Origin of the sequence: Mesorhizobium sp. M1066 (assembly GCF_040318635.1) — a bacterium.
In the GTDB taxonomy this organism is placed as follows: Bacteria; Pseudomonadota; Alphaproteobacteria; order Rhizobiales; family Rhizobiaceae; genus Mesorhizobium.
This window is the reverse complement of the sequence record NZ_JAMYMR010000018.1, coordinates 26,973-52,533: the sequence shown is the minus strand read 5'-3', so window position 1 is coordinate 52,533 and position 25,561 is coordinate 26,973. Positions and strand designations below refer to the sequence as shown.

Genomic DNA, 25,561 nt, shown 5'->3' with positions numbered 1-25,561 from the left:
ACTGTGGAAGCTGGCTGACGCGTTCGGCGCCAGCCCCGCCGAAGTCCTACATCGCCTGCGGGCCGCGGTTCAACGCTGCCACGCCGGTGCGGCAGATTTCGACCAGGCCGAGCGGTTTCATGATGGCGATGAACTGGTCAATCTTGGAGCCTTTGCCGGTGATCTCGAAGATGAAATGCTCGGTGTTGGCGTCGATGACGCTGGCGCGGAACGCATCGGCCAGCCGCAACGCCTCGACGCGGGCCTCGCCGGTCCCCGCGACTTTGACCAGCGCCAGTTCGCGCTCCAGCGGCCGCTCCTGGCCGGATTCATGCGAACGCACGGTCAGGTCGACGACGCGGTGAACCGGCACGATGCGCTCGAGCTGGTGCTTGATCTGCTCCAGCACATGCGGCGTTCCGCGCGTCACGATGGTGATGCGCGACAGGTGTTTTTCATGCTCGGTCTCGGAGACGGTCAGGCTCTCGATGTTGTAGCCACGCCCGGAAAACAGGCCGATGACCCTGGCAAGCACGCCCGGCTCGTTGTCGACCAGCACGGAAAGCGTGTGGTTTTCCGGCTTTTCCGTCTCCTTGGCGATGAAATAGGCGGAGCCGGTCGGTTGTAGCTGTGCGTTCATGACATGAATCTCGTTTTTCAAGCTCTTGAGCTAATTCTCTGTTTGCGCGGGGCTTTCTCGCGACAGCCCTGCCTTGGTTCTGCCGGCTACACCAGTTCCCTGCCCTTGGCGTCGATGGCATTGGCCACCGCCTCGTCGGTCGCCTCGTCGGGCAAGAGCATCTCATTGTGCGCCTTGCCCGACGGAATCATCGGGAAGCAGTTGGCGAGCGTCGCCACGCGGCAGTCGAACAGCACCGGCTTCCTGACCGAGATCATCTCCTTGATCGCGTCGTCCAGCTCGTCCGGCTTCTCGCAGCGAATTCCGTGGCCGCCATAGGCCTCGGCCAGCTTGACGAAGTCCGGCATCGCCTCGGTGTAGGAATGCGACAGCCGGTTGCCGTGCAGCAACTGCTGCCACTGCCGCACCATCCCCATATACTGGTTGTTCAAGATAAAGATCTTGATCGGCGCGTCGTGCTGCACGGCCGCGCTCATCTCCTGCATCGTCATCTGCACGGAGGCGTCGCCGGCAATGTCGATGACCAGCGCGCCTGGATGCGCGATCTGCACGCCGAGTGCCGCCGGCAGGCCGTAGCCCATCGTGCCCAGCCCTCCCGACGTCATCCAGCGGTTCGGCTTCTCGAAATGATAGTGCTGCGCCGCCCACATCTGGTGCTGGCCGACCTCGGTGGTGATGTAGGTGTCCAGACCCTTGGTCAGTTCGTAGAGCCGCTCGATGGCGTATTGCGGCATGATCACGTCGTTGTTCATCTTGTAGGCGAGCGAGTCGCGCGCACGCCATTTGGCGATCTGCTCCCACCAGGGATAGAGCGCCTTCTTGTCGGCCTTGGCGCTCGCCCGCCACAGCCGCACCATATCCTCCAGCACCCGGCCGACATCGCCGATGATCGGCACCTCGGTGTGGACGTTCTTGTTGATCGACGACGGATCGATGTCGATGTGGATCTTCTTCGAGTTCGGCGAAAACGCGGTCAGCCTGCCGGTGATGCGGTCGTCGAACCGCGCGCCGATGCAGATCATCACGTCGCAATCATGCATGGCCATATTGGCTTCATAGGTGCCGTGCATGCCCAGCATGCCCATCCAGTTCTTGCCCGATGCCGGATAGGCGCCGAGGCCCATCAGCGTCGAGGTGATCGGGAAACCGGTGAGATCGACCAGTTCGCGCAGCAGATGGCTCGCTTCCGGGCCGGAATTGATGACGCCGCCGCCGCTGTAGATGATCGGCTTCTTGGCACCGGCCATCAGCTCGACCGCCGCCTTGATCTTCTCCAGGTCGCCCTGGACCTTGGGCTGGTAGCTGGTGCGCGGCGCGATCTGCGGCGGGACGTAGAATCCCCTGGCGAACTGCACGTCCTTCGGGATATCGACGACGACCGGACCCGGACGGCCGGTGGTCGCGACATGGAAAGCCTCGTGGATGGTCGCAGCGAGCTCGTTGACGTCCTTCACCAGCCAGTTGTGCTTGGTGCAGGGGCGGGTAATGCCAACCGTATCGCATTCCTGAAAAGCGTCGGAGCCGATCAGCGAGGTCGGCACCTGCCCCGTCAGGCAGACCAGCGGGATCGAATCCATCAGCGCGTCCTGCAGCGGCGTCACGGCATTGGTGGCACCGGGGCCGGAGGTCACCAGCATCACGCCGGCCTTGCCGGTGGAGCGCGCATAGCCTTCGGCCGCATGGCCGGCGCCCTGCTCGTGGCGCACCAGTATGTGCTCGACATCGTCCTGCTGGAAGATCTCGTCATAGATCGGAAGGACAGCGCCGCCGGGATAGCCGAAGACATGCTTGACGCCATTGTCCTTCAGCGCCTGCACCACCATTTCGGCGCCGGTCATTTCGCGCCGCTCGTTCTGTCCGTTGCTCATCGGTCTGGTCCCGTACTGTCGCCATTGGGCGTTTGCTGGTCGTTTAGTCGTGTTTCAGGCAATAAAAAAGGCCCCCGAGGGAGCCTGTGTCTTGCGCATGGGGGGTTTTCGCCCGGCGGTTACACCGCCTTGCCCACGCGCTTTCCTACGAGAATGAGTGCCGTTTTCATGGTGGCGGACACTAAGGGCGGGCAAGGCAGCCTGTCAACGGGAAAAATCGCGCCGGCAGTCAAGTTGCCTCGGAGCCCAGCAAATGACCAACACAATTGCGCGACGGTGTCCTGACACCGAATCCGGAATCCCGCTTTTTAGACAAGCCATTGAAACCATAGGAAACTATGGTGGGGCGTGACGGGGGCCGCCATCTCTGACGATACTTGATCGTCCGGCGGCAAGCCCGGCGGAGCCACCACCATGACGATCTGGATTTCACGGGAGGAAACCTGATGCTCGATAAGCCCTCTAGCAAGAACACGGCCCCTAGCAAGAAACTGTCCGACCTGCTCGATCAATTCGGCGCCGCGCTTGCTGCCAATGACATCGAGAAGGCGGTCGATTGCTTTCAGGAGGATTGCTACTGGCGCGACCTCGTTACCTTCACCTGGAACATCAAGACCATGGAAGGCCGCGACCAGGTCCGCGACATGCTGAAAAGCCAATTGTCGAACACCAGGCCCTCGCACTTCTCCATCGCCAAGGGCGAGGACGCGACCGAGAGCGGCGAACTGATCGAGGGCTGGATCAGCTTCGAGACGGAAGTGGCACGCGGCTTCGGCCATATCAGGCTGAAGGACGGCAAGATCTGGACGCTGCTGACCACCATGGCCGAACTGAAAGGCCACGAGGAGCCGGCAGGCTTTGCGCGGCCGATGGGCGCCAGGCACGGCTCGGGCAAGAACCGTCCGACATGGAAAGAAGAACGCGAGAGGGAAGCCGCCGAGCTCGGCTTCAAGACGCAGCCCTATACGGTGATCATCGGTGGTGGCCAGGGCGGTATCGCGCTCGGCGCGCGGCTGCGGCAGCTTGGCGTGCCGACCATCATCATCGAGAAGAACGAGCGGGCCGGCGACAGCTGGCGCAAGCGCTACAAGTCGCTCTGCCTGCATGACCCGGTCTGGTACGACCATCTGCCCTATATCGATTTCCCGAAGAACTGGCCGGTTTTCTCGCCCAAGGACAAGATCGGCGACTGGCTGGAAATGTATACCAAGGTGATGGAGCTGAATTACTGGTCCTCGACCGAGGCCAAAAGCGCTTCCTATGACGACAAGAAAAAGGAATGGACCGTTGTCGTCCACCGCGACGGCAAGGACATCACGCTGAAGCCGAAGCAGTTGGTGCTGGCCACCGGACAGTCCGGCAAGGCCAATCTGCCAAAATTCAAGGGCATGGAGACCTTCAAGGGAGACCAACACCACTCCTCGAAGCACCCGGGTCCCGACGCCTATGCCGGCAAAAAGGCCGTCGTCATAGGCTCCAACAATTCCGCCCACGACATTGCCGCGGCCCTTTGGGAAGCCGGCGCCGACGTGACCATGGTGCAGCGCTCGAGCACCCATATCTCCAGGTCCGACACGTTGATGGAAATTGGACTGGGTTCGCTCTATTCGGAGCAGGCGCTGCAGAATGGCATCACCACCGCCAAGGCCGATCTCATCTTCGCTTCGCTGCCCTACAAGATCCTGCACGAGTTCCAGATCCCGGCCTATGCCGAGATGAAGAAGCGCGACGCGGCATTCTACAAGGGTCTGGAAAAGGCCGGCTTCATGCTCGACTGGGGCGACGACGAATCCGGCCTGTTCATGAAGTATCTCCGGCGCGGCTCCGGCTATTATATCGATGTTGGCGCCTCGCAGCTGGTCATCGATGGTTCGATCAAGCTGAAGAGCGGCGTCGACGTCGAGGAAATCAAGCAGCACTCTGTTCTGCTCAGCGACGGGTCGGAACTGCCTGCGGACCTCATCGTCTACGCCACCGGGTACGGCTCGATGAACGGTTGGGCCGCCGATCTGATATCCCGCGAAACCGCCGACAAGGTCGGCAAATGCTGGGGCCTCGGCTCGAACACCACCAAGGATCCCGGCCCCTGGGAAGGTGAGCTGCGCAACATGTGGAAGCCGACGCAACAGGAAGCGCTGTGGTTCCACGGCGGCAATCTGCACCAGTCACGTCACTATTCGCAATTTCTGTCGCTGCAATTGAAGGCGCGGCATGAAGGGATCGCGACGCCGGTCTACGGGCTGCAGCAGGTGCACCACAAGGGGTAGGCGAGCGCCATTCCGGCGAAGCCGGAAGAAAGAAGGAGGCACGGCTTGCACCCTGCCTCCTTCCCTGGGGAATTTACGCCGGCTTACCCGCGGCGAACTGCATCACCACCCGCTGCAGCAGCGGCACGTAATCGCGAAATGTCCGTGTCTTCATGTTGGCGATCTTGCCGCTCTCGTCCCAGATGCGGACCCGGACCGCTTCCTCATGGAAGGGGTTCTTGCGGAACTCGGCGACCTCCTCGGCATTCATCGGCCCGCCCTGCAGCGACAGCGTGTGCACCGAGGCCTGCGAAAGCCTGCCGAAATAGGTCGGGTCGGTGGCGCAGAGATAGCGCTTGGCGGCGACATGCAGCCTGACGCATTCGACGATGACAGGTGGAAAGAACGGCGCCAGCACCTCGCCGCCGGCCTCGTCATGATGCTTGTCCTCGACATCCTCGGGCGAATAGGTGCCGAACTCGCTGGTGTAATGGCCGATGTCGTGCAGCAGCGCCGCCGCCACCAGTTCGTCCGGCGCGCCGTCCTTTTCAGCGAACCAGGCACCCTGCAGCATGTGCTCCGACATGGTGACGGGTTCGCCGAGATAGGATTCGGCGCCCCGGCGCTCGAAGATGTCGGCGATGAACTCGACGATGGTGTCCGCGTTCAAATCCTGGCCGCTCATTCCGCGGCCTCCTTGAACCCGTGCTCGATTGCCGCGAGCGTCGACAGCAGACCGTCCTTGTCTGCGTAGCAACCCTGCAGCCAGCGCTTACCGGTACCGGAAAACGCCTTGCGGGCATGCATGACGCGGGTGTTGTCGACGATGAACGCTTGCCCCGCTTCGAGCTTGAACGTCACCTCGAAGGATGGATCCTCGATCAGTTCCGCAAACCGGCGATAGGCGGCGTAGTACGCTTCCATATCGCTGAACGGCACGTCGACCGTCGGCGCCAGCGAGCGGTTGTTGAAGCGGATGCAAATCAGCTCGCCATCGGGCCCGAGCTCGATCATCGGCCGCTTCGCCTGCAGCCGCACGCCGGAAGAGCCGGCATACTCGAAGCGCGCCGGGCATGAGCTCAACAGCCGGAAGCCTTCCGGGTTCTCAGCCTGCAGCGCAGCCGCGACTGCAAACCCATCGACGACACTGGACTCGCCGCCCTCAACCGTATTCTCGATGCAGGACAGGATCTGCAGCGTCGGCACAGGGTCGCGATAGGGATTGTCGGTGTGCGCCTGGAGGCCGAGATTCGTGTAGGCGAGATTGTTCGGATTGACCTCGGCGCGCACTTCGAACCAGCGCCCGTAATTGGTTTCCCTGATGTAGCCGAAAAGATCGGACACTTTGCACAGTGCCCCGGATTCGGTCGGCAGATCATCCATCACCGCGAAGCCATAGGTTTTCACCGCCGACAGCCATTGCCCCAGCACAGCGCGATCGCGGCTGGCCGCAACATAGCCGGCGCGCGGCACCGAATTCTGCATCGAGGCCTTGGTCCATCGCACGGTGGCCTCGCCTGTCCAGCCGGGCTGGCGGCCTGCGTCACGATCATAGGCATTGGCGCTCAGCCATGCCGCGGGAAAGCTGACCGTCTTCTGCTCGGGCACGAAGCTGACTTCCAGGGCGCCGCCTTTGATCGACGCGGCGCCGATCCTGGTGTCGGCGGGAATGTCGAGAATGGTGATGAGCCGTTGACCATTGCCGGCGCTGCGCGTCTTGTCGTCCAGCGCATTGTCGCGCAGCCACATGGCGTGAAAACGGCTGCGCGACCCGTCCTGCCAGCCAAGGTCGATTGTTCTGCCTTCGTCGCCGATCAGCGCGTGGGTGAGCATGGAGATCCGTTCCTGTCCATTGCGTCCCCCGCAGCCTGATCCGCAGGGTTTCGATTGCATGTTGATCGCGCGACAGGCATAACTCAAATTATCATTTTTTAGCCAATGACTGCAGAATACTAATGGCTCGTACAAATACACCGGTGCCGCCTCTGGACTGGCTGCGCAGTTTCGAGGCGGCGGCGCGGCTGTCGAATTTCACCGCGGCGGCAGCCGAACTCGGTCTCACCCAGGCAGCCGTCAGCCAGCACATCCGGTTTCTCGAGGAGCGGCTCAAGACACGTTTGTTTTCGCGGCTGGCGCGGGGCGTCGCACTGTCGCCGGAGGGAGCAGCCTACCTGCCTCACATCCAGTCGGCCTTCGCCACCATCGGCAACAGCACCGCGGAACTGTTCGAGCCGCGTGCCGTCCAGACCGTGACCATCCGGGCCCCGATCTCCTTTGCCTTGCTCATGCTGGTTCCGGCGCTGCCCGATCTCGCGAAGGCACTGCCGCGCATCCAGCTCGATCTGGTGACGATCCATCGCCCTGCCGACTACGATCTACCGGGCTCGGTGCTCGACATCCGCTTCGGCAACGGATCCTTCCCCGGCCGCGAAGCCGACAGGCTGACCGCCGAGCGGCTCGTGCCGGTGGCCGCACCTGCGCTCGCCGGCGACGACGACTGGCCTTCCCTGCCGCTGCTTCTGGTCGCCGGCGCGCGCGAGATGTGGGCGGAATGGTTCGCCGCCGCTGGACTGGCTGGCCATCCCAGACGATCGCACCGCTTCGACAGTTTCGTCACCGCCATGGAGGCGGCGAGCGCCGGCGTCGGCGTGCTTTTGGGCTCGCGGCCGCTGGTCGATGCGGCGCTCGACAGCAAGACGCTGGTCAGGCTTTCCGACTATGAACTTTCCAGCACATCGGGGCATTTCCTGACCAAGGCGTCGACAGCACGCCTGACCGGAGCCGAACAGGATTTCCGCCAGTGGCTGCTCCTGCGCCTCTCCGCGCCGGCATGACTGGTTATGAGATTGGCCCGATCCGCTTCCAGTAGATCAACGTGCCGGTCAGCCCGCCATGCGGCTTCAGGGCATAGTCGGGTATCTCACCGGCCAGCGTGAAGCCCAGCCGCTCATAGAGGCCTGAGGCACCCTCCTCGGTCGCTGTGTCCAGAACCAGCAGCGTGCGGCCCCTCTCGATGGCAAGGCTCTCGGCGGCCCGCATCAGGCGCGTTCCCACACCCCTGCCCCGGTAATCGACTGATGTCATCAGCTTGGCGATCTCGGCCCGGAGCGGCTGGTTGGGCGGACAATCGAGCAGCAAGGTCACGGTGCCGACCAGGTTTTTGCCATCCCAGGCGCCAAGCACCGATCTTTCGCCCCTTGCCGCCGCGGCCAGCGATTTTTCCCAGAACGTCCTTGCCGCCTGCGGCGCCAACGGATGCATGAAGCTGACGAACCGCCGGCCGCCACCGTTGCGACCAGCAATTCGGCCAGCATGTCCTGCGTCTCGGCAGCCGGGTTCAGGGTTGCGATCTCGAGCGAGTTCATGTGCAGGATATCCTGTGATTGCCATAGAAGCGGGCGTATTGCTGTCAGTCCAGATGGCGCGCGCGGCGTCGCTTTCGCGCCGCCTTGATGGCGCTGATGCGGTCGGTGTCTTCGTGCCCGAGATGCCGCCCGCGCTCGAGGATCTCGAGCGTGTACTCCTGATAGGTCAGGCCAAGCCGCTCGGCTCTGTCCATGCGCAGCAGCATGACCTCGTGGCTCGGCGCCTTCCACGCCTTGGCATGGGCGGCCTGCCAGGCAAGAAAGATGTAGGGATCGCCCTTGCCCCATGGCGGGCCCTTGTACTCATCGAGAGGCGGCCCCCCATTATGGGAGCGCTTTGGTCTTCTTGCCATTGTGTCAGCCCCTGACCAGCGCGACGAGATAGTCGGCGCCGGGCTCCAGGGCATGGAAGGTGCAGTCCGACGGCGCCCCGAGCGCCAGGCAGTCGCCTGATACAAGCTTGTGCACCGCCTCACCTTCGATGAATTCGAGCCGCCCGGAAATCAGCCATATCTGCTGCTTGATGAAGGCGTATGAAGCGGCCGGAAAACTGACCTTGGCGCCCGCCGGCAGATGCACCTTGATCAGTTCCAGCGGCATATCGCCAGCCGGCGAAAGATGCCGCCTGACATAGCCGGTGTCGGGATCGCGCCACACCGGCTGGTCGGCCTCGCGCAATATCCCGCCGCCCTGCAATTCCGCGCGTGCGATCAAGGTCGACAGCGTCATGCCGAAGGCCGACGCGATACGCACCAGAAGCGCCGCCGTCGGGCTGGTCTTGCCCCGCTCGATCGTGCTGAGCATCGCCTTCGAGACGCCGGAACGCTCCGCGAGTTCGGCCAGGGACCAGTCGCGCACGATCCTTTCGGCGTGTATCCTGCGGCCGATCGTCGAAGAAATGTCGTTCGCTATATCATCCATATGTCTATTATAGAGAAAATATAGACGCCGGAGAAGAGCCGCCTTGCGACAATTTTCACGGGCTCCTTAATGCTCTCTACACCATCCGACCTCATCGGGCCTTAACCCCATTCGGGTAGCATCGATGCTCCAGGGAAATGGGGATTGGCCTGTCCATGTATGTCGAACGCGAAGCCTCCGTTGGAGAACCGACATCGCAGGAGCGCCGCGACGCCGAGCAGAGCGACAGACGCATTCTGGGCAATGTCGTGCAATGCGACGGCGCGCGCGCCACCATCAGCGCCTATGCGGACGACGCCGACGGCGCGGTGACCGGTCTGTGGACGGTCGGCAAGATGATCTCCATCAATCTCGGATCGACACGAACCGTCGGTCTGGTCTATGCGATCGGCAAGTCGGACCGCGCCTGGAGCAATGAGGGCCAGAATGCCATCGAGGTCAGCATCGAATTGATCGGCGAAGTGCGTGACGGAGCAGAGCCCGGCGCCAAACCGGTCTTCGACCGCGGCATCACCACCTATCCGCATATCGGCGCCGTTGCGCATCGCATCCGCACCCGCGACCTGCAGGCGGTCTATGACCTCGCCGGGCGTCATTCGATCACCATCGGCACGCTCGCGCAGGACGAGACGATCGCCGCCAACATCGCCATCGACGATACGCTGGCGCGTCACTTCGCCATTGTCGGCACCACCGGCGTCGGCAAATCCACCGCCGTCTCGCTGCTGCTGCGCAAGTCGATCGCAGCAAGGCCGGACCTGCGCATCCTGATCCTCGACCCGCACAACGAGTTCGCGGCGTCGCTGCCCGAATACTGCGTCAGGGTCGATTCCAAGACGCTGGATCTTCCGTTCTGGATGTTCACGCTGGAGGAATTCGCCGAGGTGCTGTTCCGGGGCCGCGAGACCGAGCCGGAAGAAATCGATGCCTTGCGCGACCTCATCCCGGCCGCCAAGAACCTCTACCGCAACCCGAATTCGGGCTCCTATATCAGGCGCGGCAGCGATGCGCTGACCGCCGATACGCCGGTGCCCTACCGCATCGCCGACCTGCTCAAGCAGATCGACGAGCGCATGGGCATGCTCGAAAGCAAGACCGATCGCCCGACGCTCAAATCGCTGAAGACGCGCATCGAATCGGCGGCGGCCGATCCACGTTATCGCTTCATGTTCAACTCGCGCCTGATCGAGGACACCATCCACGAGACGATCGGCAACATCTTCCGCGTGCCGCATCATGGCCGCCCGGTAACCTGCTTCGAAATGGCCGGCATGCCGTCCGAAGTGGTCAATTCGGTCTGCTCGGTGCTGGCGCGCCTGGCCTTCGACCTCGCTCTGTGGAGCGAGGGCAAGCTGCAGCTTCTGTTTTTGTGCGAAGAAGCGCACCGCTATATGCCGGCCGATCCGCGCCTCGGCTTCGCGCCGACTAGGCATGCGCTGTCGCGCATTGCCAAGGAAGGCCGCAAATATGGCTGCTATCTCGGCGTCGTCACCCAGCGCCCGGGCGAGCTCGACCCGACCATCCTGTCGCAATGCTCGACCTTCTTCGCCATGCGGCTTGCCAATGAGCAGGACCAGGCGATCATCCGCTCGGCGATTGCCGATTCTTCCGCCTCGACGCTTGCCTTCCTGTCCTCCATGGGCCAGCGCGAAGCCATCGCCTTCGGCGAAGGCGTGGCGACGACCATGCGGCTGAAGTTCGAAAAACTGCCGAGCCACCTGCTTCCTGGCACCGCCAAGCGCGAAGAGGCCGCCTCGTCGAAAGCCGGCGACGATGTCGATCTGGTGGCGATCGTCGAACGACTGCGCAACGTGCCTAAATCAACGCAGCAGGCGATGGCCTTCGCCGAGGTCGTCGATTCAGGCCGCCAGGCCGGCGACCCCGACTACCGCAAGCCACCCGCCGCACGCGCGCCATCGGACGACGATTTCGACATGCGCTACGGCCTCAAGCCCGCAACCTTCGGCCTGCGCCCGCAAAACGATTGAGTTTGGGACAAGTCCATCTGCCGATAATCCCGAGAATCCGCACCAAACTTCGATTGGCTCTGCTTCGTTCGAAAAGCCTGGGTAAATCCCGAAAGGGAATTCATCAGGCCGAGTTGAATGACGTGGCTTTCGAGAAGCCGGAGCGGAGCGGACATCTAGTCCGTGAGCACCGGAAGTCGAGAAAACCGCGTCAGGCGACCGGCCTCATGAATTCTTCTTCGGGATTTAGGCGCAGACGCGGTTGCGGCCTTGCCTCTTCGCCTCGTAAAGCTGGCGGTCGGCGCGGCGATAGAACTCTTCAGCTGTTTCCTTGCGGTCCCAGACGGCAAGCCCGACGCTGGTGGTGATCTTGAGGCGGACATTGCCTGACAGCACCGACATGTTGGCGATCGCCTTGCGGATGCGCTCGGCAAACTTGCCCAGAAGCTCGGCGTCCATATTGGGCGTGACCACGGCGAACTCCTCGCCGCCCAATCGCGCCACCACATCGTGGTAGCGCGTCATGTCCTTGAGACAGTTCGCGACGGCCTTGAGCACTTCGTCGCCGACGTCATGGCCGTGGGTGTCGTTGACCTGCTTGAAATGGTCGAGATCGAGGATCATCAGCCCGACGGGCTTTTCGATGCGCCGGAACTCCTCGAGATACTCCTTCAGCGCATCATCGAAATAGCGCCGGTTCTGCATGCCGGTCAGGCCATCGGTCAGCGCCGCATGCTCGAGTGTTTCCGAACGCGCGCTGAGCGAGACCGTCATGGCGCGCAGCTTGCCTTCCTCCGTCGCCTGTTTGCGGATCAGCGGATAGATGAAGAAAATGCCGAAGAACAGCGCGGTGGCCAGGAGCACGCCGGTCGCGAACAAGAGCTTGTTGAGATAGATGACCTTGTCCAGACCCGAAGCCGTATGCAACTCGTCGGCGAAGGATTGCAGAAGTCCATAAGCATGCAGCGTCACCAGGCCGGCGGCCAGGATCACGAATATAAAGACGAAAAATGCTGATTCCGCCTTGTGGAAACGCATCTGCTCCCCGTTGGAAAAGTGCCCACCGACCTTATGGCATGGGCGGGCTTACGGAGGGTTAATTTGGACAACCACAACGGGAACCTTTCCTTGCAGGTAAACTTTTCAGGTTGCATCGGAAGCAAGCGCTGAGATCGTGGTTTCCAGATCATCACCGGGGCGCAACCTCAGCCATTCCGGCCCCAATTGATGCCTGAACCAGGTGGTTTGCCGCTTGGAATATTGCCTGGTCGCGATCTTGGCGCGTTCGATTGCCTCGGGAAAGCCAATCTCTCCGGCCATTGCTGCCTGCAGTTCGCGAACGCCGATCGCTTTCATCGCCGGCAATTCGGGATCGAGGCCAAGTGCCGCAAGCCGCTTGACCTCATCCAGCGCGCCCTTGTCCAGCATCTGGTCGAAGCGTTTGTCGATGCGTCCGACCAACGCCGGCCGATCCGGCTCGATCACCAGGAAACGCGCGCTTTCCCTGTCGATGAGCGGCTGGCCGCGCTCTGCCTGCCATTCCAGGATGGAGCGGCCAGACGCATCGAGAACCTCCAATGCGCGCACGATACGCTGGCTGTCGGTTGGCTTGAGCATCGTGGCGGCCGCCGAATCCTCGCGCAGCAGCAGGCTGTGCAGCTTGACGGCGCCCTGCTCCTTCAATTCGTAGCGCCAGCGGTCGCGGACCCGCTGCGGAATGTCGGGCATTTCCGAAATGCCCTCGGCCAGCGCACGAAAGTAGAGCCCGGTGCCGCCGACAAAAATCACTGGCCGTTCGGAGAATGTGCCGTCGTCGATCAACTTCCTCACGTCGCGCAGCCAGGCGCCGGTGGAATAGGCTGTCGCCGGGTGGACATGGCCGTAGAGGAAATGCGGTGCGCGGGCGAGGTCGACCGCCTCCGGCCGGGCGGTCAGCACGTCGAGCACCGAATAGCCCTGCATGGAATCGGTGTTGACGATCACGCCATCCCTGCGCTCGGCCAGATCGAGCGCAAGCGCCGACTTGCCGCTAGCGGTCGGCCCGGCTATCAGGATCGCGTTCTTCACGCGGCCCTTGCCCGCCTGCCCGCCGGAATGTTCCATGCCGCTCATCGCCACGCTTGTTTCCCGTCCCACTGAGCGCGCTTTGTCGCTGTCGCTTGCGAATATGGCCTCACGGTCGGTCGGCGCAAGCGCTGTTGTCTGGCTGGCTGAAGCTATTGCCTGCGATCTCGTCCTGCCTGAGGCAGCCGACGACGCCGTCACGAGCGCCGTCTTGCGCACGGCACTCGCCAGCGAGGCGGTCGACGTGATCGTCCAAGAGGCAGAAACCCGCCGCAAGAAAATCCTGATCGCCGACATGGATTCGACCATGATCGACCAGGAATGCATCGACGAGCTGGCCGATGAGATTGGCGTCAAGGATCGGGTTGCCACGATTACCGCGCGGTCCATGAATGGTGAGATCGCCTTCGAACCGGCTTTGCGTGAACGGGTGGCGTTGCTCAAGGGCCTCGACGCCGCCGTGGTCGATCGCATCGTCGCCAATCGCCTGACGCTGGCCGCGGGCGGCCGTGTTCTGGTCCGAACCATGCGCGCCAACGGCGCCTGGACGGCACTCGTGTCTGGCGGGTTCGAGGTGTTCACGACGCGCATCGCCGCCATGCTCGGCTTCCAGGAGAACCGTGCCAATCGCCTGCTCGAACAGGATGGCCGCTTCACCGGCCTTGTCGGCGAGCCAATCCTCGGCCGCGCCGCCAAGGCGGACGCGCTGATCGAAATTTCAGCGCGCCTCGGTCTGACGCCCGTCGACGCCATCGCCGTCGGCGACGGCGCCAATGATCTCGACATGATCCGCCTGGCCGGTACCGGTGTCGCGCTCCACGCCAAGCCGACGGTGGCGGCACAGGCCAAGGTCCGCATCGATCACGGCGACCTGACCGCGCTGCTCTATGTGCAAGGCTACAGGCAGGAGGACTTTGTGCAATGAAACCAATGCGCACCGAACGCCTGATTCTGCGCAACTGGGAGGATCGCGACCGCGACCTGTTCCACCGCATAAACTCCGACGACCGGGTGATGGAGTTCTTTCCGTTCCGCCGTGGCCGCGCCGAGGCGGATGCCAAGATGGATCAGTTCCGCGCCGCCATCGATCGCGACGGCATTGGCTTTGCGGCCGCAGAAATCGCCGCATCGGGCGAATGTATCGGTTTTGTCGGTATAACCGGAACCGATCACATGGACTTCCTGCCAGCCAGCATGATCGAGATCGGCTGGCGATTGGCGCCTGAATTCTGGGGCAGAGGTTACGTCACCGAGGCGGCTCAGGCATGGCTTGCCTACGGCTTCGAAACACTCGGCCTTGACGAAATCGTCTCCTTCGCCGTCGCGGACAACCGCCGCTCCACCGCCGTCATGGAGCGCCTCGGCATGAGAGCCGATCCATCGGCCGACTTCGATCATCCCGGCATTCCCGACAGCCACCCCGCGCTCAAGCGCCATGTGTTCTACCGGCTCTCCCGCGCCGATTGGGAACAAGGAGAAAGGGCGGCTTGCTAGCCGCCCTTTTCATTCAAGATGAGGATTTCGCCGGATCTGGCGGATCTCAGTCCATTCGGATCGTCACGAACCTGAGCTCGCCGGTCTTCGAGGCCAGCATCAAGAGTGCATTCTTGCGCCCCTGTTCCTTCAAGGCGCCGATGCGGTCCATGACATCCTTGGGGGTGGCAACCGATTCCTGTGCGATCTCGGTGATCACCTCGCCTGGCTGGATGCCGCGTTCGGCGGCTGCCGAGTCCTTGGTGACGTCGGTGATGACGACGCCCGAAACATCGGCCGCAATGCTGAACTTCTTGCGTGTCTCGTCGTTCAGTTCGCCGACCGTCATGCCGAGCACCGAAGCAGTGGAAACGGCTGGAGCCTTGTCACCCTTGTCCTGATCGGTGTTGCTGCCCTCCTCGCCGCTGGCGAGTTTTTCGCCGTCCTCGAGCCGGCCGAGCGTCACTTTCACGGTCTGCTCGACACCCTTGCGCACGATGAGCACATCGACCGCCTTGCCAACCGGGCTTTCGGCGACGACGCGCGGCAAATCGCGCATCTCATGGATGTCCTTGCCGTCGAACTTGATGACGACATCGCCCGCCTGGATGGTGCCATTGTCGACCGGGCCACCCTTGATCACGCCGGCGACCAGCGCGCCCTTGGCGGTCGCCATGCCGAGGCTTTCGGCGATGTCGTCGGTCACCGGCTGGATGCGCACGCCCAGCCAGCCGCGCCGCGTCTCGCCGAACTGGCGCAACTGGTCGACGACGCCGGACGCGAGCTGCGAGGGGATGGAGAAGCCGATGCCGATCGAACCGCCGGAAGGCGAAATGATCGCCGTGTTGATGCCGATGACTTCGCCGGCGCTGTTGAACAGCGGTCCGCCGGAATTGCCACGGTTGATCGCGGCATCGGTCTGGATGAAGTCGTCATAGGGGCCGGAATTGATGTCGCGGTTGCGGGCAGAGACGATGCCGACCGTCACCGTGCCGCCGAGGCCGAACGGATTGCCGATCGCCATCACCCAGTCGCCGACGCGCATCTTGGTGGAATCGCCGAACTTCACCGCCGTCAGCTTGTGGCCTTTCGGATCGACCTTGAGCACGGCGACATCGGTCTTGGTGTCGGTGCCGACCAGCGTCGCCTTCAAGGTGACACCATCGGAGAAATTGACCTCGATGTCGTCGGCATCGGCAATGACATGGTTGTTGGTGACGACGATGCCTTGCTCGGCATCGATGACGAAGCCGGAGCCCAGCGACTGCACCTTCTGCGAGCCGTTGTCCTTGTCACCGCCGCGGTTCTTGAAGAAATCGTCGAAGAAATCCTGGAAGGGCGACCCCTCGGGCAATTGCGGCATCGGCACGGCGCCCGGGCCTTCGGTGCCCTTGACCGTCTGCGAGGTCGATATGTTGACCACCGCGCCGAGCAGGCCTTGCGCCAGATCGGCGACCGAAGCGGGTCCATCGGCGGCAAATGTCGGCGTCACGAAGGACGGGACAGCGACGGCGCTGACAAGAAGTGCCGCCGCGCTGGCGATAAATGTCCGCCGAGCCGCGCACAGAATTGTATTGGATGTCATCGAGAAGCCTCCCGGTATCCTTGAAAAGAAAAGCGCTTCGACGAAAACGCCGCGTCACGCCATGTTGGCAAAAAATACGGCACGTTTGCGGCTATGACTATCGGCAGAGGATAAATCATCGCAGCCGTCATGCGCCTCGTACCAGCCAGACGATGCCGACGCCGATCACGATCGCCGCCAGCCCGGCGATCCGCAGCGCGTTCTCGGGCAGCGACAGCACTTCGGTGGCAAGTTTCCTGGCCAGGCCGGGAAAACCGCCGTAGACCAGACCCTCTATGACAAGGACCAGGCCCATGGCGGCAAGAAAATCCTGCACCGGCCGCTACTGGCCGGTGCTGGGCTGTGCCGGCGCGGCGGGTGCCGTCGCCGGAGCGTTTGGCGCAGGCGAAGCCGGCTTTGCCGGCCCCTCGCTGCCGTCGGGATTGCGGAAGAAACGGAAGAACTCCGAGTTCGGCGACAGCACCATCGTCGTTCCGGTGTTGTCCAGCGCCGTGCCATAGGCATTCATCGACCGGTAGAAGTCGAAGAAGGCCGGATCGCGCTGATAGGCTCCCGCGAAGGTGGCGCTGCGCTGGGCTTCGCCCTCGCCGCGCAGGATTTCCGACTCTTTTTGCGCTTCGGCGACAATCTCGACCACTTCGCGATCGGCGCGGGCCGTGATGCGTTGCGCCGCTTCGTTGCCGCGTGCCCTCAGCCGGGCAGCTTCCGCCAGGCGTTCCGCCTTCATGCGGTCGAAGGTCTGCTGCGAGACTTCGGCCGTGAGATCGGTGCGGCGAATGCGGACATCCTCGATCTGCAGGCCGAGCGATGTGGCATCGGGCCTGAGCTGGTCGCGGACTTCGCGCATCATCACGCCGCGCTCTTCGGAGAGTGCTGCCTCGAAATCACGCAGACCATAGACACGGCGCAAGGCAGCGTCGAGACGCGTCCTGAGCCGGGCCTCGGCCAATTCGATCTGACCGGACACGGCGGCGCGGAAGACCCGCGGATCCGAGATGCGATAGGCGATGAAGGCATCGACCTCATAGAACTTGCCGCCCGAGACCTGGACGCGAATGTTGTCGAGGTCGAAGCGCAGCACCCGGTTCTCGATCAGCTGCACGGTGTCGGCGTCGAAGAACGAGAACGGCGCCTTGAAGTAGATGCCGGGTTCGCTCTTGACATCGACGATCTCGCCGAACCTGAGCACCAGCGCCTGCTGGCGCGCATTGACCACGAAGACCGACGAATAGAGCAGGAACAGGATAACCGCTGCTGCGACGACGATGATGGGAAGACGGTTGGCCATCACTGGTTACCTCCCGTAACGCCACTGGGCGCAGCGGGTGCCGGCGCTTTCGGCTGCAATGCCGGCAGCGGCAGATAGGGAACGACCCCTTGCCCGTTGCCCTGCTCGACGATGACCTTGCTCGAATCCTTCAGAACCTTCTCCATGGTTTCCAGGTAGAGGCGCTTGCGCGTTACATCGGGCGCCTTGGCATATTCGTCATAGACCGAGATGAAGCGCTGCGCCTCACCCTCGGCTTCCTGCACGACCCGGTTCTTGTAGGCGGCCGCGTCTTCGCGGATCTGTGCGGCCTCGCCGCGCGCCTGCCCGAGCTTCTGGTTGGAGTACTGGTTGGCCTGCTCGACGAACTTGTCCTCGTCCTGCTCGGCGCGCTGCACTTCGTCGAACGCATCGGCCACTTCACGTGGCGGTGCCGCATCCTCGATCGAGACGGCGTTGACGTTGAGACCGGCCTTGTAGCCGTCCAGCGTCGTCTGGATGATTTCACGCACCGAGGCGGCAATGCCCTGGCGGTCGTCGCGGAAGATGTCCTGCGCCGGCCGGCGGCCGACGGCTTCACGCATGGCGCTTTCGGCAACCTGCCGCAGCATACCGTCGGGATCGGACACATCGAAGAGATACGCGCTCGGGTCGGAGACCTGATAGGCCACCGAGAACTGGACGTTGACGATGTTCTGGTCGCCGGTAAGCATCAGCCCGGACGTGTTGCCACTTGTCGCGCCGCCGCCGCCGATATCGACGAGCTGCTCGGAAATCTTGGCCGTCTCGACGGTTTCGAGCGGCCACCAATGGAAATGCAGGCCAGGCTGCGACAGTTCGGTCTTCGGCTTGCCGAAGCGCAATTCGACCGCAACCTCGTCGGGCTGCACGGTATAAACCGCCTTGAACGCCCACAGCACCACAAGTGCAGCCGCGATCAGCGCGAAGATAGCCGGGCTCGCGCCGCCGCCACCCGGAAGAGCGCGACGAAGCCGGTCCTGGCCGCGGCGGATGATGTCTTCGAGATCGGGAGGCGAGCCCTGTGGTCCACTGGGTCCCTTTGGACCCTGCCCCCAGGGTCCCTGATTGTTGCCGCCGCCACCCCATGGGCCGCCGCCACCGCCGCTTTTGTCGTTCCAGGGCATGAATGTCCTTTCGCTTGGAATTCCCTCAAGCGCCGGTATTACGGCGCAAAATCCAGTATTGTTCTTCTATAGGGACGCCACGAGGCGCTTTCAACGCGATGCGCTGCCGACTTCGTCCGATTTGTCCGGTCGCGACCCTTTGTCTTCCTTCAATGCCCCTTTTTTCAGTCAATGTCTCTCTCGACGCCGCTCGTAAACCGAATAGCGCGTCGGGTGGCTGTCCTTTTCCCCGGCCGGGACGTCGTGCGAGCTGACAATACGCCAGGAATCAGGATCGATCGGCGGGAAATGCGCGTCGCCGTCGACCGCTGCCAGCACATGGGTGACATGCAGCCGATCGGCCAGAAGCATGGCCTGGGCATAGATTTCGCCGCCACCGATGACGCACACCTCGTCCACACCGACCATGCGGCGCCCGCGCTCCGTCGCCAGTTGGATCGCAGCTTCGAGCGAATGTGCCACCTCTACGCCCTCGGCGCGCCAGGTCTTGTCGCGGGTGACGATGATGTTCAACCTGCCCGGCAGCGGCCGGCCGATGCCCTCATAGGTCTTGCGGCCCATGATGATGGGCTTGCCCATCGTATCGGCCTTGAAGCGCTTGAGATCGGTGGAGAGCCGCCACGGGAGCCCGCCGTCCCGCCCGATCACGCCGTTCTCGGCGATGGCAACGTAGATTGCGACATGCATCAATTGTCGTCCGTTGACTCGAGGATCAGGATGTCGATGTCGCGCTCGGGGTAGAAATTATCCGCCGTCATCTCGAATGTCGTCGGTCCGGTCTTTCTGACATTGTCGCCGCAGAACGAGACCAGGGCTTTCGGATTGCCCTTGTCGATCGTCAGCTTGAACTTGCCGATCGTGCCGGTGGCCCAGTTGCCGCCGGTGGTCAGGATATAGGCGATGCGGTTCTCGACATATTTGGGGTAGCCGTCAGGGTCGTTCTTCGCCGCCTTGCGCACCGCACTCTCGAATGTGTCGTCCATGCAATAGCGGGCCTTGTAGGCCGCATACTGACCCTGGAATTTGCCGTCGTAGAAGAAGCTGACTGAAGACGTGCCGCCGACGCTCGGCTTGTAATGGTGGGAAACATGAACGTCCTTGTTGGCCGGAAAGGTCGAGCGCCACCAGTAGGTCGAACGCAATTGCCAGAATGGCGTGTAGACCTTGGTCGTCTCGGTGCCGTCGCTGCCGGTGTCCTCGATGATGATGCCGCGGCTGATCCAGTCATCGACAACCGCTTGCGGCAGCTTGGCCAGCGCCGCCTTCGCCGCATCGCCGAAAGGATAGAACGGCACGTTTTGCGCCTTCAGCTCTGCGCTGATGTCGATGCCGAGCGCAAACACCTTCTGCTCCAGTTGCGGCTTGACGGCGGCACCGTCGATCGTCACCTCGAAGCCGAGGAAATTGTCGCTCTGGTTTTCGGGAATCGCCGGGATTTCTTCGGGATTGCCCGATATTTCGGGCATCGGGAAAGCGACGATGGCCTCGACATCGCGATCGGTGTTGTTATGGAAGACATAGTCGACCGTGACCTTTTCCGGCGAGATGAAAAGGTCCTCGCTTTGCATCGCCACGGCATCGCTGCGCGACAGGATCAGGCCGCCAGTGCCAAGTTCGGCAACCGAATCGTTGGCGAAGGCAGGCGCGGGCGAAAGGGCCAGCACGGCGGTCAGAACATATCGCAACATGGAAGCCCCCTCGGCTAGAATGCCTGCAGGACCCTAGCCGTTTCAATGTAGCGTTTCAAAGCCCTTCCGTATTCGCGGACGCACCAAAGCACCAAAGGGAGATGGACTGCGACCTGGACACGCGCCAGCGCGGTCTGGACACGCGAGCGCGGACACGCCAGCGCGGTCTGGACTAACAGGTTCCGATCGGGCAGGAGTTCGCCCATGCGCAAGCTTCTCGTCATCGGCATCGGCGCCGGCAATCCCGACCACATGACCGTTCAGGCCATATCAGGCCTGAACCAGGCGGATGTGCTGTTCATTCCCGATAAGGGCGCGAAAAAAAATGAGCTGGCCGAACTGCGCCGCCGGATATGCGACCGCTTCGTCACCAATCCGAAGTCGCGCCGCGTCGAATTCGACGTGCCGGTGCGCGACCTGCCAATGGAAGATGGGCCAGTAGAACATGGGCCGGCGCCCTCCTATCGCGCGACCGTCGATGACTGGCACGAAGCCATCGCCGCCATTTACGAAGGCCTGATCCGCGACGAGATTGCAGGCGACGGCTGCGGCGCCTTCCTGATCTGGGGCGATCCCTCCCTCTACGATAGCGCGTTGCGCATCCTCGAGCGCGTGCGCCTGCGGGGCAATGTGGCGTTCGAGCTTGAGGTGATCCCCGGCATCACCGCCGTCCAGGCGCTTGCCGCCAGCCACAAGATGGCGCTGAACCGCATCGGCGATTCCGTTCTCATCACCACCGGCCGCCGCCTGACCGAGGAAGGCATGCCGGACAATGCCGGCAGCGCGGTCGTCCTGCTGGACGGCAAATGCGCTTTCAACACGCTTGTAGACAAGGATGTCGTCATCCATTGGGGCGCCTATCTCGGAACGGAAGACGAGATCACTCTCTCCGGCAGGATCGGTGACATCGGCGCAAAGATCGAAAAGGTTCGAGAGGAAGCTCGTCGGCAGAAGGGCTGGATCATGGACAGCTATTTGCTGCGCAAGCCCGGTGAAGAGCAATAAGTCCTACTCCCCTACTCCCCTACTCCCCTACTCCCCTACTCCCTTCCCCCTCACCCAGCATCAATCTCCGCCTGCAATGCCTCCATATGCGTCGCTGCCGCCGAAGCCGCCGCCCGCTCGATGGCGCGAAAACGGCTGACCACCGCCAGGCCGACCGCCGTCAACTGTGCGCCGCCGCCCTTGCGGCCGCCGGTCTGTGCCGCCACCAGCGGCTTGCCGAATACCCGGTTCATGTCCTCGACCAGGTCCCAGGCGTGCTTGTAGGACATCTCCATGCCGCGCGCGGCGGCCGAAATGGAGCCGAAGGCGGCGATCTGTTCCAGGAGTTCGATCTTGCCCGGCCCGACGCGCCCGTCGGGGTCGAGATTTATCCGCAAGCTCAGCGACGGCATCATTACTCTCCGCGGTCCAACCTCATACTAGAAGCTCCCTGGCGAAACCGCTATTCCAAAAAGACATAGCGGGATCACCCATCCACCTCGGCGCGCAGGCCGGCGCCGGTGTTCGCCCGATCGAAGCTCACCGTCTTGATCACCGCGAAAACCTTGCCGCCAAGATGGAGCTTCAGCGCCTGCCGCGACTGTTCGGTGATGCGGGCAAGCACGGTTGCACCATTGCAGTCGATACCGACCTCAACCGCGGGCCCTTCGCCGGGGCTCATCGCGGTAATGGTCCCCGGCAGGATGTTGAGCGCGCTGAGACCCCTCGGCTTTTCGGTGGCGATCATCACATCGCGAGCGCGAATACGGATGCGCACCGGCGTACCTGTCTTCATCGCCAGCTGTGGCACCCGGAGCTCGCCCGCGGCCAAGCCGAGCACGGTCATGCCGAAAGTCTCGTCATGACGCAGCACCCTGGTGTCCAGCACGGCGCCGCCCTCGCCGCGCTCCTCCGCCGGCAACAGGTCGAGCCTTTGCATCACCGCCTCGGTCGCCCCGCTGGCAACGACATTGCCCTGCGCCAGCATCACCACGTCGCTGGCCAGCCTCGCCACTTCGGCGACTGAATGACTTACATAGACGATCGGGATTTTCGTCTCGTCGCGCAGCCTTTCGACATAGGGCAGGATTTCGGCCTTGCGCGCTTCGTCGAGCGAGGCCAGCGGTTCGTCCATGAGCAGCAGTCTGGGGCTGGCAAGCAATGCCCGGCCGATCGCCACGCGCTGTTTCTCACCGCCCGAGAGCTTTGCCGGCCGCCTGTTCATGAGCGGCCCGATGCCGAGCAGGTCGACGACGGCATCGATATCGGCGTAGCGCTCCGCCGGCGGCGTGAACCAGCGGCCGTAGCGAAGATTGCCGGCAACGCTCAAATGCGGAAACAGCCGTGTGTCCTGGAACACCATGCCGATGCGGCGCTTGTGCTTCGGCACGAAAATGCCGGCACCGGTATCGACCAGCACACGGCCGTCGACCTCGATGCGTCCCTTGTCGGGCCGGATCAGCCCGGCAATCATGTCGATCAGCGTCGTCTTGCCCGACCCAGACGCTCCGAACAGCGCCGTCAGCCGCCCAGCGCTTTCGAAGCGGGCGTCGATGGCGAAACCGCCGAGCCGATGACTGATGTCGACGAGAACGCTCATTCGATGTCCAGTCGCCGGCCGACACGCCGCGCCAGCACCTCCGAAGCCACCAGCGCGGCCATGGAGATGACGATGGAGATCAGCGTCAGGCGGAGCGCCCCTTCATCGCCCCCCGGCACCTGCGTGAAGGTGTAGATCGCCGACGGCAATGTCTGCGTCTCATTGGGAATGTTGGAGACGAAGGTGATGGTGGCGCCGAACTCGCCCATCGCCTTGGCGAAGGCCAGGATGGCGCCGGCGATCAGCCCGGGCAGAATCAACGGCAGCGTGATGGTGGCAAACACCCACAGCGGATTGGCGCCGAGCGTTCCCGCCGCCGCTTCCATCTTGCGGTCCACCGCCTCGATCGACAATCGGATCGCCCGCACCATCAGCGGAAAGCCCATGACGCCGCAGGCCAGCGCCGCACCTGTCCAGCGGAAGGAGAAGACAATGCCGAAATGCTCTGCCAGGAAAGCGCCGGCCGGGCCGCGCCGGCCGAAGGTGAGCAGCAGCAGGTAGCCGGTCACCACGGGCGGCAGGATCAGCGGCAGATGCACCAGCCCGTTGAGAACGGTCTTGCCCCAGAACTGTCCCCGGGCAAGCAGCAGCGCGATCAAGATGCCCGGCGGCAGGCTGGCAAGCATCGCCACCGTTGCCACCTTGATGGACAGCCGGACCGCATTCCATTCGTCGGGAGTGAGGTCCAGCAGCCAGTTCATAATGCCCCTTGGAACTCAGTTGCTCGGCGCGAGCACGGTAAATCCCTGATCCTTGAACAGCGCGGCCGCCTTGGCCGACTGCAGGCATTTCAGGAAAGCCGGCGTAGCCTTGTCCTTCGAATCGGTGGTCTGGGCAACCGGATAGATGATCGGCGGGTGCGAATCCTCCGGGAAGGTGCCGACCACCTTGACGCCCTTTTCGGCATGCGCGTCGGTGGCATAGACAATGCCAAGGGCAGCTTCGCCCGTCGAAACCAGCTTCAGCGCCGCGCGCACGTTTTCGGCCTGCGCCACCTTGCCTTCGACCGAGGACCAGACGCCGAGCGATTCAAGTGCGGCCTTGCCGTATTTGCCGGCCGGCACCGCTTTGAAGTCGCCCATGGCGAGCTTGCCGTCGCCGATCAGCTTGGCGAGGTCGAAGTCTTTCTCGATCCTGGTGTCGACCCCCGAGTCCTTCGGCGCCACCAGCACGATCTGATTGCCGAGCAGCTTCACTTCGGTGTCCGGCTTGGTCAGCTTCTTGTCGGAGAGATATTTCATCCAGTCGAGATCGGCCGAGATGAAGACGTCGGCAGGCGCCCCGCCCTCGATCTGTTTGGCCAGCGCCGAGCTCGCGGCATAAGAGACAGTCGCCACCTCGCCGACATCGGCCTCGCAGGCCTTGTTCACGGCGTCGAGTGCATCCTTGAGGCTGGCCGCGGCAAACACCACCACCTTGTCTTCCGCATGTGCTGCCGGCACGACTGCCATCAGCGCCGCAGCGAAGCCACCAATGGCGGTCGCCCTCGATCCAAAACCTTTGCGCGTCATGGAAAACTCTCCCTGATTGAATTCCGGCGGCCCGAAGCCTCCCAACCGATATATCCGCATGAATATAACAAGGGAAGGCCGACGCTCTGCGAAAGCGTCTGTACGACATCGATTGTTCGGTAAAACCAGCAAAGAAACCTTGGAAGGGAGCCACCACCTCGCATGTCATGATCGGCGTTGGCGGCGGCCATCGTCACCGTCTCGATCACCAACGAGGCTGTCGCCGATCTCAAGCTCGAAAAGGGCAAGCAGGCCTATGCCGTGGTCAAGGCCTCGGACGTGATGGTCGGCATCGACTGAAATTTGCGGCCTTAGACCGCGATCGGCGCTTTGATCGACGCGTCTGCGACGTAGTTTTCCAGCCGGAAATCTTCGAAGCGGAAGGCGAACAGGTCCTTCACCTCTGGATTGATCCACATCGTCGGCAGCGCCTTCGGCGTGCGCCGCAGCTGCTCCCGCGCCTGCTCGAAATGGTTCGAGTAGAGATGTGCATCACCGAGCGTGTGGACGAAATCGCCGGGTTTTAGCCCGGTGACCTGCGCCACCATCAGGGTCAGCAGAGCGTAGGACGCGATGTTGAACGGCACGCCGAGAAAGATATCAGCCGACCGCTGGTAAAGCTGACAGGAGAGCCGCCCTTCCGAAACGTAGAACTGGAACAGACAGTGGCAGGGCGGCAGCGCCATCGCTTCCACCTCGGCTGGATTCCATGCCGAAACGATCAGCCGCCGCGATTGAGGGTTTTTGCGTATCTCCTTGAGGAGATTCGCGATCTGGTCGATCGAGCCGCCATGGCCGTCCGGCCAGGAACGCCACTGCTTGCCGTAGACCGGGCCGAGATCGCCATTCTCGTCGGCCCATTCGTCCCAGATCGAAACGCCATGGTCGGTGAGGTATTTGATGTTGGTGTCGCCGGCCAGGAACCACAGAAGCTCATGGATGATCGACTTGAGATGCAGCTTCTTGGTCGTGGTGACGGGAAAGCCTCGCGCCAGGTCGAAACGCATCTGGTAGCCGAAGACGGAGCGGGTTCCGGTGCCGGTGCGGTCGCCGCGATCGGCGCCGTTGTCCAGCACGTGCTGCAGGAGGTCGAGATACTGGCGCATCGGTTCCGGCTCGATTCGGTTGTCCAGCCATCATAGCTTACGGACAGGCAATCGAACACCACAAAGCAGCGCAAGCCCTGCCCGAAGGCTGCCAGTCCCCAACAACGTCAGGGCTGGCATGGACCGCGCCAGCCCTGCGAATTGAAGCGCGG

The 25,561-nt window shown here is 62.9% G+C and carries 25 protein-coding genes and 2 pseudogenes; 7 read left to right on the top strand and 20 right to left on the bottom strand.

The features are described from left to right. Positions 1-46: 46 nt before the first annotated feature. Together ilvN and NKH52_RS21370 are read right to left on the bottom strand one after the other, a co-directional pair. Positions 47-619: an acetolactate synthase small subunit gene (ilvN, locus tag NKH52_RS21375; RefSeq protein WP_023757090.1), complete on the bottom strand. Its 573-nt coding sequence runs from the start codon at positions 617-619 to the stop codon at positions 47-49. Between the two features lie 86 nt (positions 620-705). Then, entirely contained in the window at positions 706-2,487 is a 1,782-nt protein-coding gene (locus NKH52_RS21370) for an acetolactate synthase 3 large subunit (protein ID WP_081734942.1), read from the bottom strand. 446 nt (positions 2,488-2,933) lie between these two features. Here NKH52_RS21370 and NKH52_RS21365 point away from each other — a divergent pair, with 446 nt between their 5' ends. After that, positions 2,934-4,754, top strand: coding sequence for an NAD(P)-binding domain-containing protein (locus NKH52_RS21365; protein ID WP_352733466.1), 1,821 nt, complete (start codon positions 2,934-2,936; stop codon positions 4,752-4,754). A gap of 73 nt (positions 4,755-4,827) precedes the next feature. On the opposite strand, the gene tmpB is transcribed toward NKH52_RS21365, so the two are convergent. Together tmpB and tmpA are read right to left on the bottom strand one after the other, a co-directional pair. Next, positions 4,828-5,418, bottom strand: a complete 591-nt coding sequence (gene tmpB / locus NKH52_RS21360; protein ID WP_127293138.1) for a (R)-1-hydroxy-2-trimethylaminoethylphosphonate oxygenase — start codon at positions 5,416-5,418, stop codon at positions 4,828-4,830. Then, a complete protein-coding gene (gene tmpA, locus NKH52_RS21355; RefSeq protein ID WP_352733469.1) occupies positions 5,415-6,566 on the bottom strand; it encodes a 2-trimethylaminoethylphosphonate dioxygenase in 1,152 nt (383 codons plus the stop codon). The genes tmpB and tmpA overlap by 4 nt, the downstream gene beginning before the upstream one ends. Positions 6,567-6,688: 122 nt before the next feature. On the opposite strand from tmpA, the gene NKH52_RS21350 reads away from it, so the two are divergent. After that, positions 6,689-7,567, top strand: a complete 879-nt coding sequence (locus tag NKH52_RS21350) for a LysR family transcriptional regulator (RefSeq protein WP_352733472.1) — start codon at positions 6,689-6,691, stop codon at positions 7,565-7,567. Positions 7,568-7,571: 4 nt separating this feature from the next. Here NKH52_RS21350 and NKH52_RS21345 read toward each other — a convergent pair. The 3 genes and pseudogenes from NKH52_RS21345 to NKH52_RS21335 form a co-directional block, all read right to left on the bottom strand. Beyond that, a pseudogene (locus NKH52_RS21345) lies at positions 7,572-8,098 on the bottom strand (GNAT family N-acetyltransferase). Positions 8,099-8,142: 44 nt separating this feature from the next. After that, complete coding sequence (locus NKH52_RS21340) at positions 8,143-8,451, bottom strand: hypothetical protein (RefSeq protein WP_352733474.1); 309 nt, start codon at positions 8,449-8,451, stop codon at positions 8,143-8,145. 4 nt (positions 8,452-8,455) lie between these two features. Then, complete coding sequence (locus tag NKH52_RS21335) at positions 8,456-9,019, bottom strand: XRE family transcriptional regulator (protein ID WP_127293128.1); 564 nt, start codon at positions 9,017-9,019, stop codon at positions 8,456-8,458. A gap of 155 nt (positions 9,020-9,174) precedes the next feature. Between NKH52_RS21335 and NKH52_RS21330 the strand changes: the two genes are divergently transcribed. Continuing rightward, complete coding sequence (locus tag NKH52_RS21330; protein WP_352733476.1) at positions 9,175-11,007, top strand: ATP-binding protein; 1,833 nt, start codon at positions 9,175-9,177, stop codon at positions 11,005-11,007. Positions 11,008-11,232: 225 nt separating this feature from the next. Here the strand turns inward: NKH52_RS21330 and NKH52_RS21325 are convergent, their stop codons facing one another. Further along, complete coding sequence (locus NKH52_RS21325) at positions 11,233-12,024, bottom strand: GGDEF domain-containing protein (RefSeq protein WP_128305783.1); 792 nt, start codon at positions 12,022-12,024, stop codon at positions 11,233-11,235. Between the two features lie 105 nt (positions 12,025-12,129). Continuing rightward, positions 12,130-13,098: a tRNA (adenosine(37)-N6)-dimethylallyltransferase MiaA gene (miaA, locus tag NKH52_RS21320; RefSeq protein ID WP_352733479.1), complete on the bottom strand. Its 969-nt coding sequence runs from the start codon at positions 13,096-13,098 to the stop codon at positions 12,130-12,132. Here miaA and serB point away from each other — a divergent pair. Together serB and NKH52_RS21310 are read left to right on the top strand one after the other, a co-directional pair. Next, positions 13,088-13,975 (top strand): phosphoserine phosphatase SerB, encoded by an 888-nt coding sequence (serB, locus tag NKH52_RS21315; protein WP_352733482.1) that lies wholly within the window; start codon positions 13,088-13,090, stop codon positions 13,973-13,975. The two genes, miaA and serB, sit on opposite strands and share 11 nt — an antisense overlap. Further along, entirely contained in the window at positions 13,972-14,544 is a 573-nt protein-coding gene (locus tag NKH52_RS21310) for a GNAT family N-acetyltransferase (RefSeq protein ID WP_352733484.1), read from the top strand. Before serB ends, NKH52_RS21310 begins: the two co-directional genes overlap by 4 nt. Positions 14,545-14,590: 46 nt before the next feature. Here NKH52_RS21310 and NKH52_RS21305 read toward each other — a convergent pair whose 3' ends face one another. From NKH52_RS21305 to NKH52_RS21280, 6 genes are all read right to left on the bottom strand, one after another. Further along, the gene (locus tag NKH52_RS21305) at positions 14,591-16,108 is read right to left on the bottom strand and encodes a DegQ family serine endoprotease (RefSeq protein WP_127293114.1); all 1,518 of its coding nucleotides are present in this window, start codon (positions 16,106-16,108) and stop codon (positions 14,591-14,593) included. Between the two features lie 127 nt (positions 16,109-16,235). Continuing rightward, positions 16,236-16,424, bottom strand: coding sequence for a DUF2065 domain-containing protein (locus tag NKH52_RS21300; protein WP_023813072.1), 189 nt, complete (start codon positions 16,422-16,424; stop codon positions 16,236-16,238). 6 nt (positions 16,425-16,430) lie between these two features. Continuing rightward, on the bottom strand, positions 16,431-17,396 hold the full coding sequence (gene hflC / locus NKH52_RS21295) for a protease modulator HflC (RefSeq protein ID WP_352733488.1): 966 nt from the start codon (positions 17,394-17,396) through the stop codon (positions 16,431-16,433). Further along, positions 17,396-18,520, bottom strand: a complete 1,125-nt coding sequence (hflK, locus tag NKH52_RS21290) for an FtsH protease activity modulator HflK (protein ID WP_023813074.1) — start codon at positions 18,518-18,520, stop codon at positions 17,396-17,398. The genes hflC and hflK overlap by 1 nt, the downstream gene beginning before the upstream one ends. Positions 18,521-18,688: 168 nt before the next feature. Continuing rightward, positions 18,689-19,207, bottom strand: a complete 519-nt coding sequence (locus NKH52_RS21285) for a dihydrofolate reductase (RefSeq protein WP_023813075.1) — start codon at positions 19,205-19,207, stop codon at positions 18,689-18,691. Next, on the bottom strand, positions 19,207-20,208 hold the full coding sequence (locus NKH52_RS21280; RefSeq protein ID WP_352733491.1) for a DUF4424 domain-containing protein: 1,002 nt from the start codon (positions 20,206-20,208) through the stop codon (positions 19,207-19,209). The genes NKH52_RS21285 and NKH52_RS21280 overlap by 1 nt, the downstream gene beginning before the upstream one ends. Before the next feature lie 204 nt (positions 20,209-20,412). On the opposite strand from NKH52_RS21280, the gene cobF reads away from it, so the two are divergent. After that, complete coding sequence (gene cobF, locus NKH52_RS21275) at positions 20,413-21,213, top strand: precorrin-6A synthase (deacetylating) (protein WP_352733493.1); 801 nt, start codon at positions 20,413-20,415, stop codon at positions 21,211-21,213. Between the two features lie 50 nt (positions 21,214-21,263). On the opposite strand, the gene NKH52_RS21270 is transcribed toward cobF, so the two are convergent. From NKH52_RS21270 to modA, 4 genes are all read right to left on the bottom strand, one after another. Then, positions 21,264-21,605: a winged helix-turn-helix domain-containing protein gene (locus NKH52_RS21270; protein WP_023813079.1), complete on the bottom strand. Its 342-nt coding sequence runs from the start codon at positions 21,603-21,605 to the stop codon at positions 21,264-21,266. A 74-nt stretch (positions 21,606-21,679) separates the two neighbouring features. Continuing rightward, on the bottom strand, positions 21,680-22,792 hold the full coding sequence (modC, locus tag NKH52_RS21265; protein WP_352733495.1) for a molybdenum ABC transporter ATP-binding protein: 1,113 nt from the start codon (positions 22,790-22,792) through the stop codon (positions 21,680-21,682). Further along, positions 22,789-23,493, bottom strand: a complete 705-nt coding sequence (modB, locus tag NKH52_RS21260) for a molybdate ABC transporter permease subunit (protein ID WP_127293102.1) — start codon at positions 23,491-23,493, stop codon at positions 22,789-22,791. Before modB ends, modC begins: the two co-directional genes overlap by 4 nt. Before the next feature lie 15 nt (positions 23,494-23,508). Next, positions 23,509-24,303 carry a molybdate ABC transporter substrate-binding protein gene (modA, locus tag NKH52_RS21255; protein ID WP_352733498.1) on the bottom strand — a complete coding sequence of 265 codons (795 nt, stop codon included), beginning with the start codon at positions 24,301-24,303 and terminating at the stop codon, positions 23,509-23,511. Between the two features lie 98 nt (positions 24,304-24,401). On the opposite strand from modA, the pseudogene NKH52_RS21250 reads away from it, so the two are divergent. After that, positions 24,402-24,603, top strand: a pseudogene (locus tag NKH52_RS21250) (TOBE domain-containing protein). An 11-nt stretch (positions 24,604-24,614) separates the two neighbouring features. On the opposite strand, the gene NKH52_RS21245 reads toward NKH52_RS21250, so the two are convergent. Further along, positions 24,615-25,409 (bottom strand): thymidylate synthase, encoded by a 795-nt coding sequence (locus NKH52_RS21245; protein ID WP_352733500.1) that lies wholly within the window; start codon positions 25,407-25,409, stop codon positions 24,615-24,617. Positions 25,410-25,561: the final 152 nt, after the last annotated feature.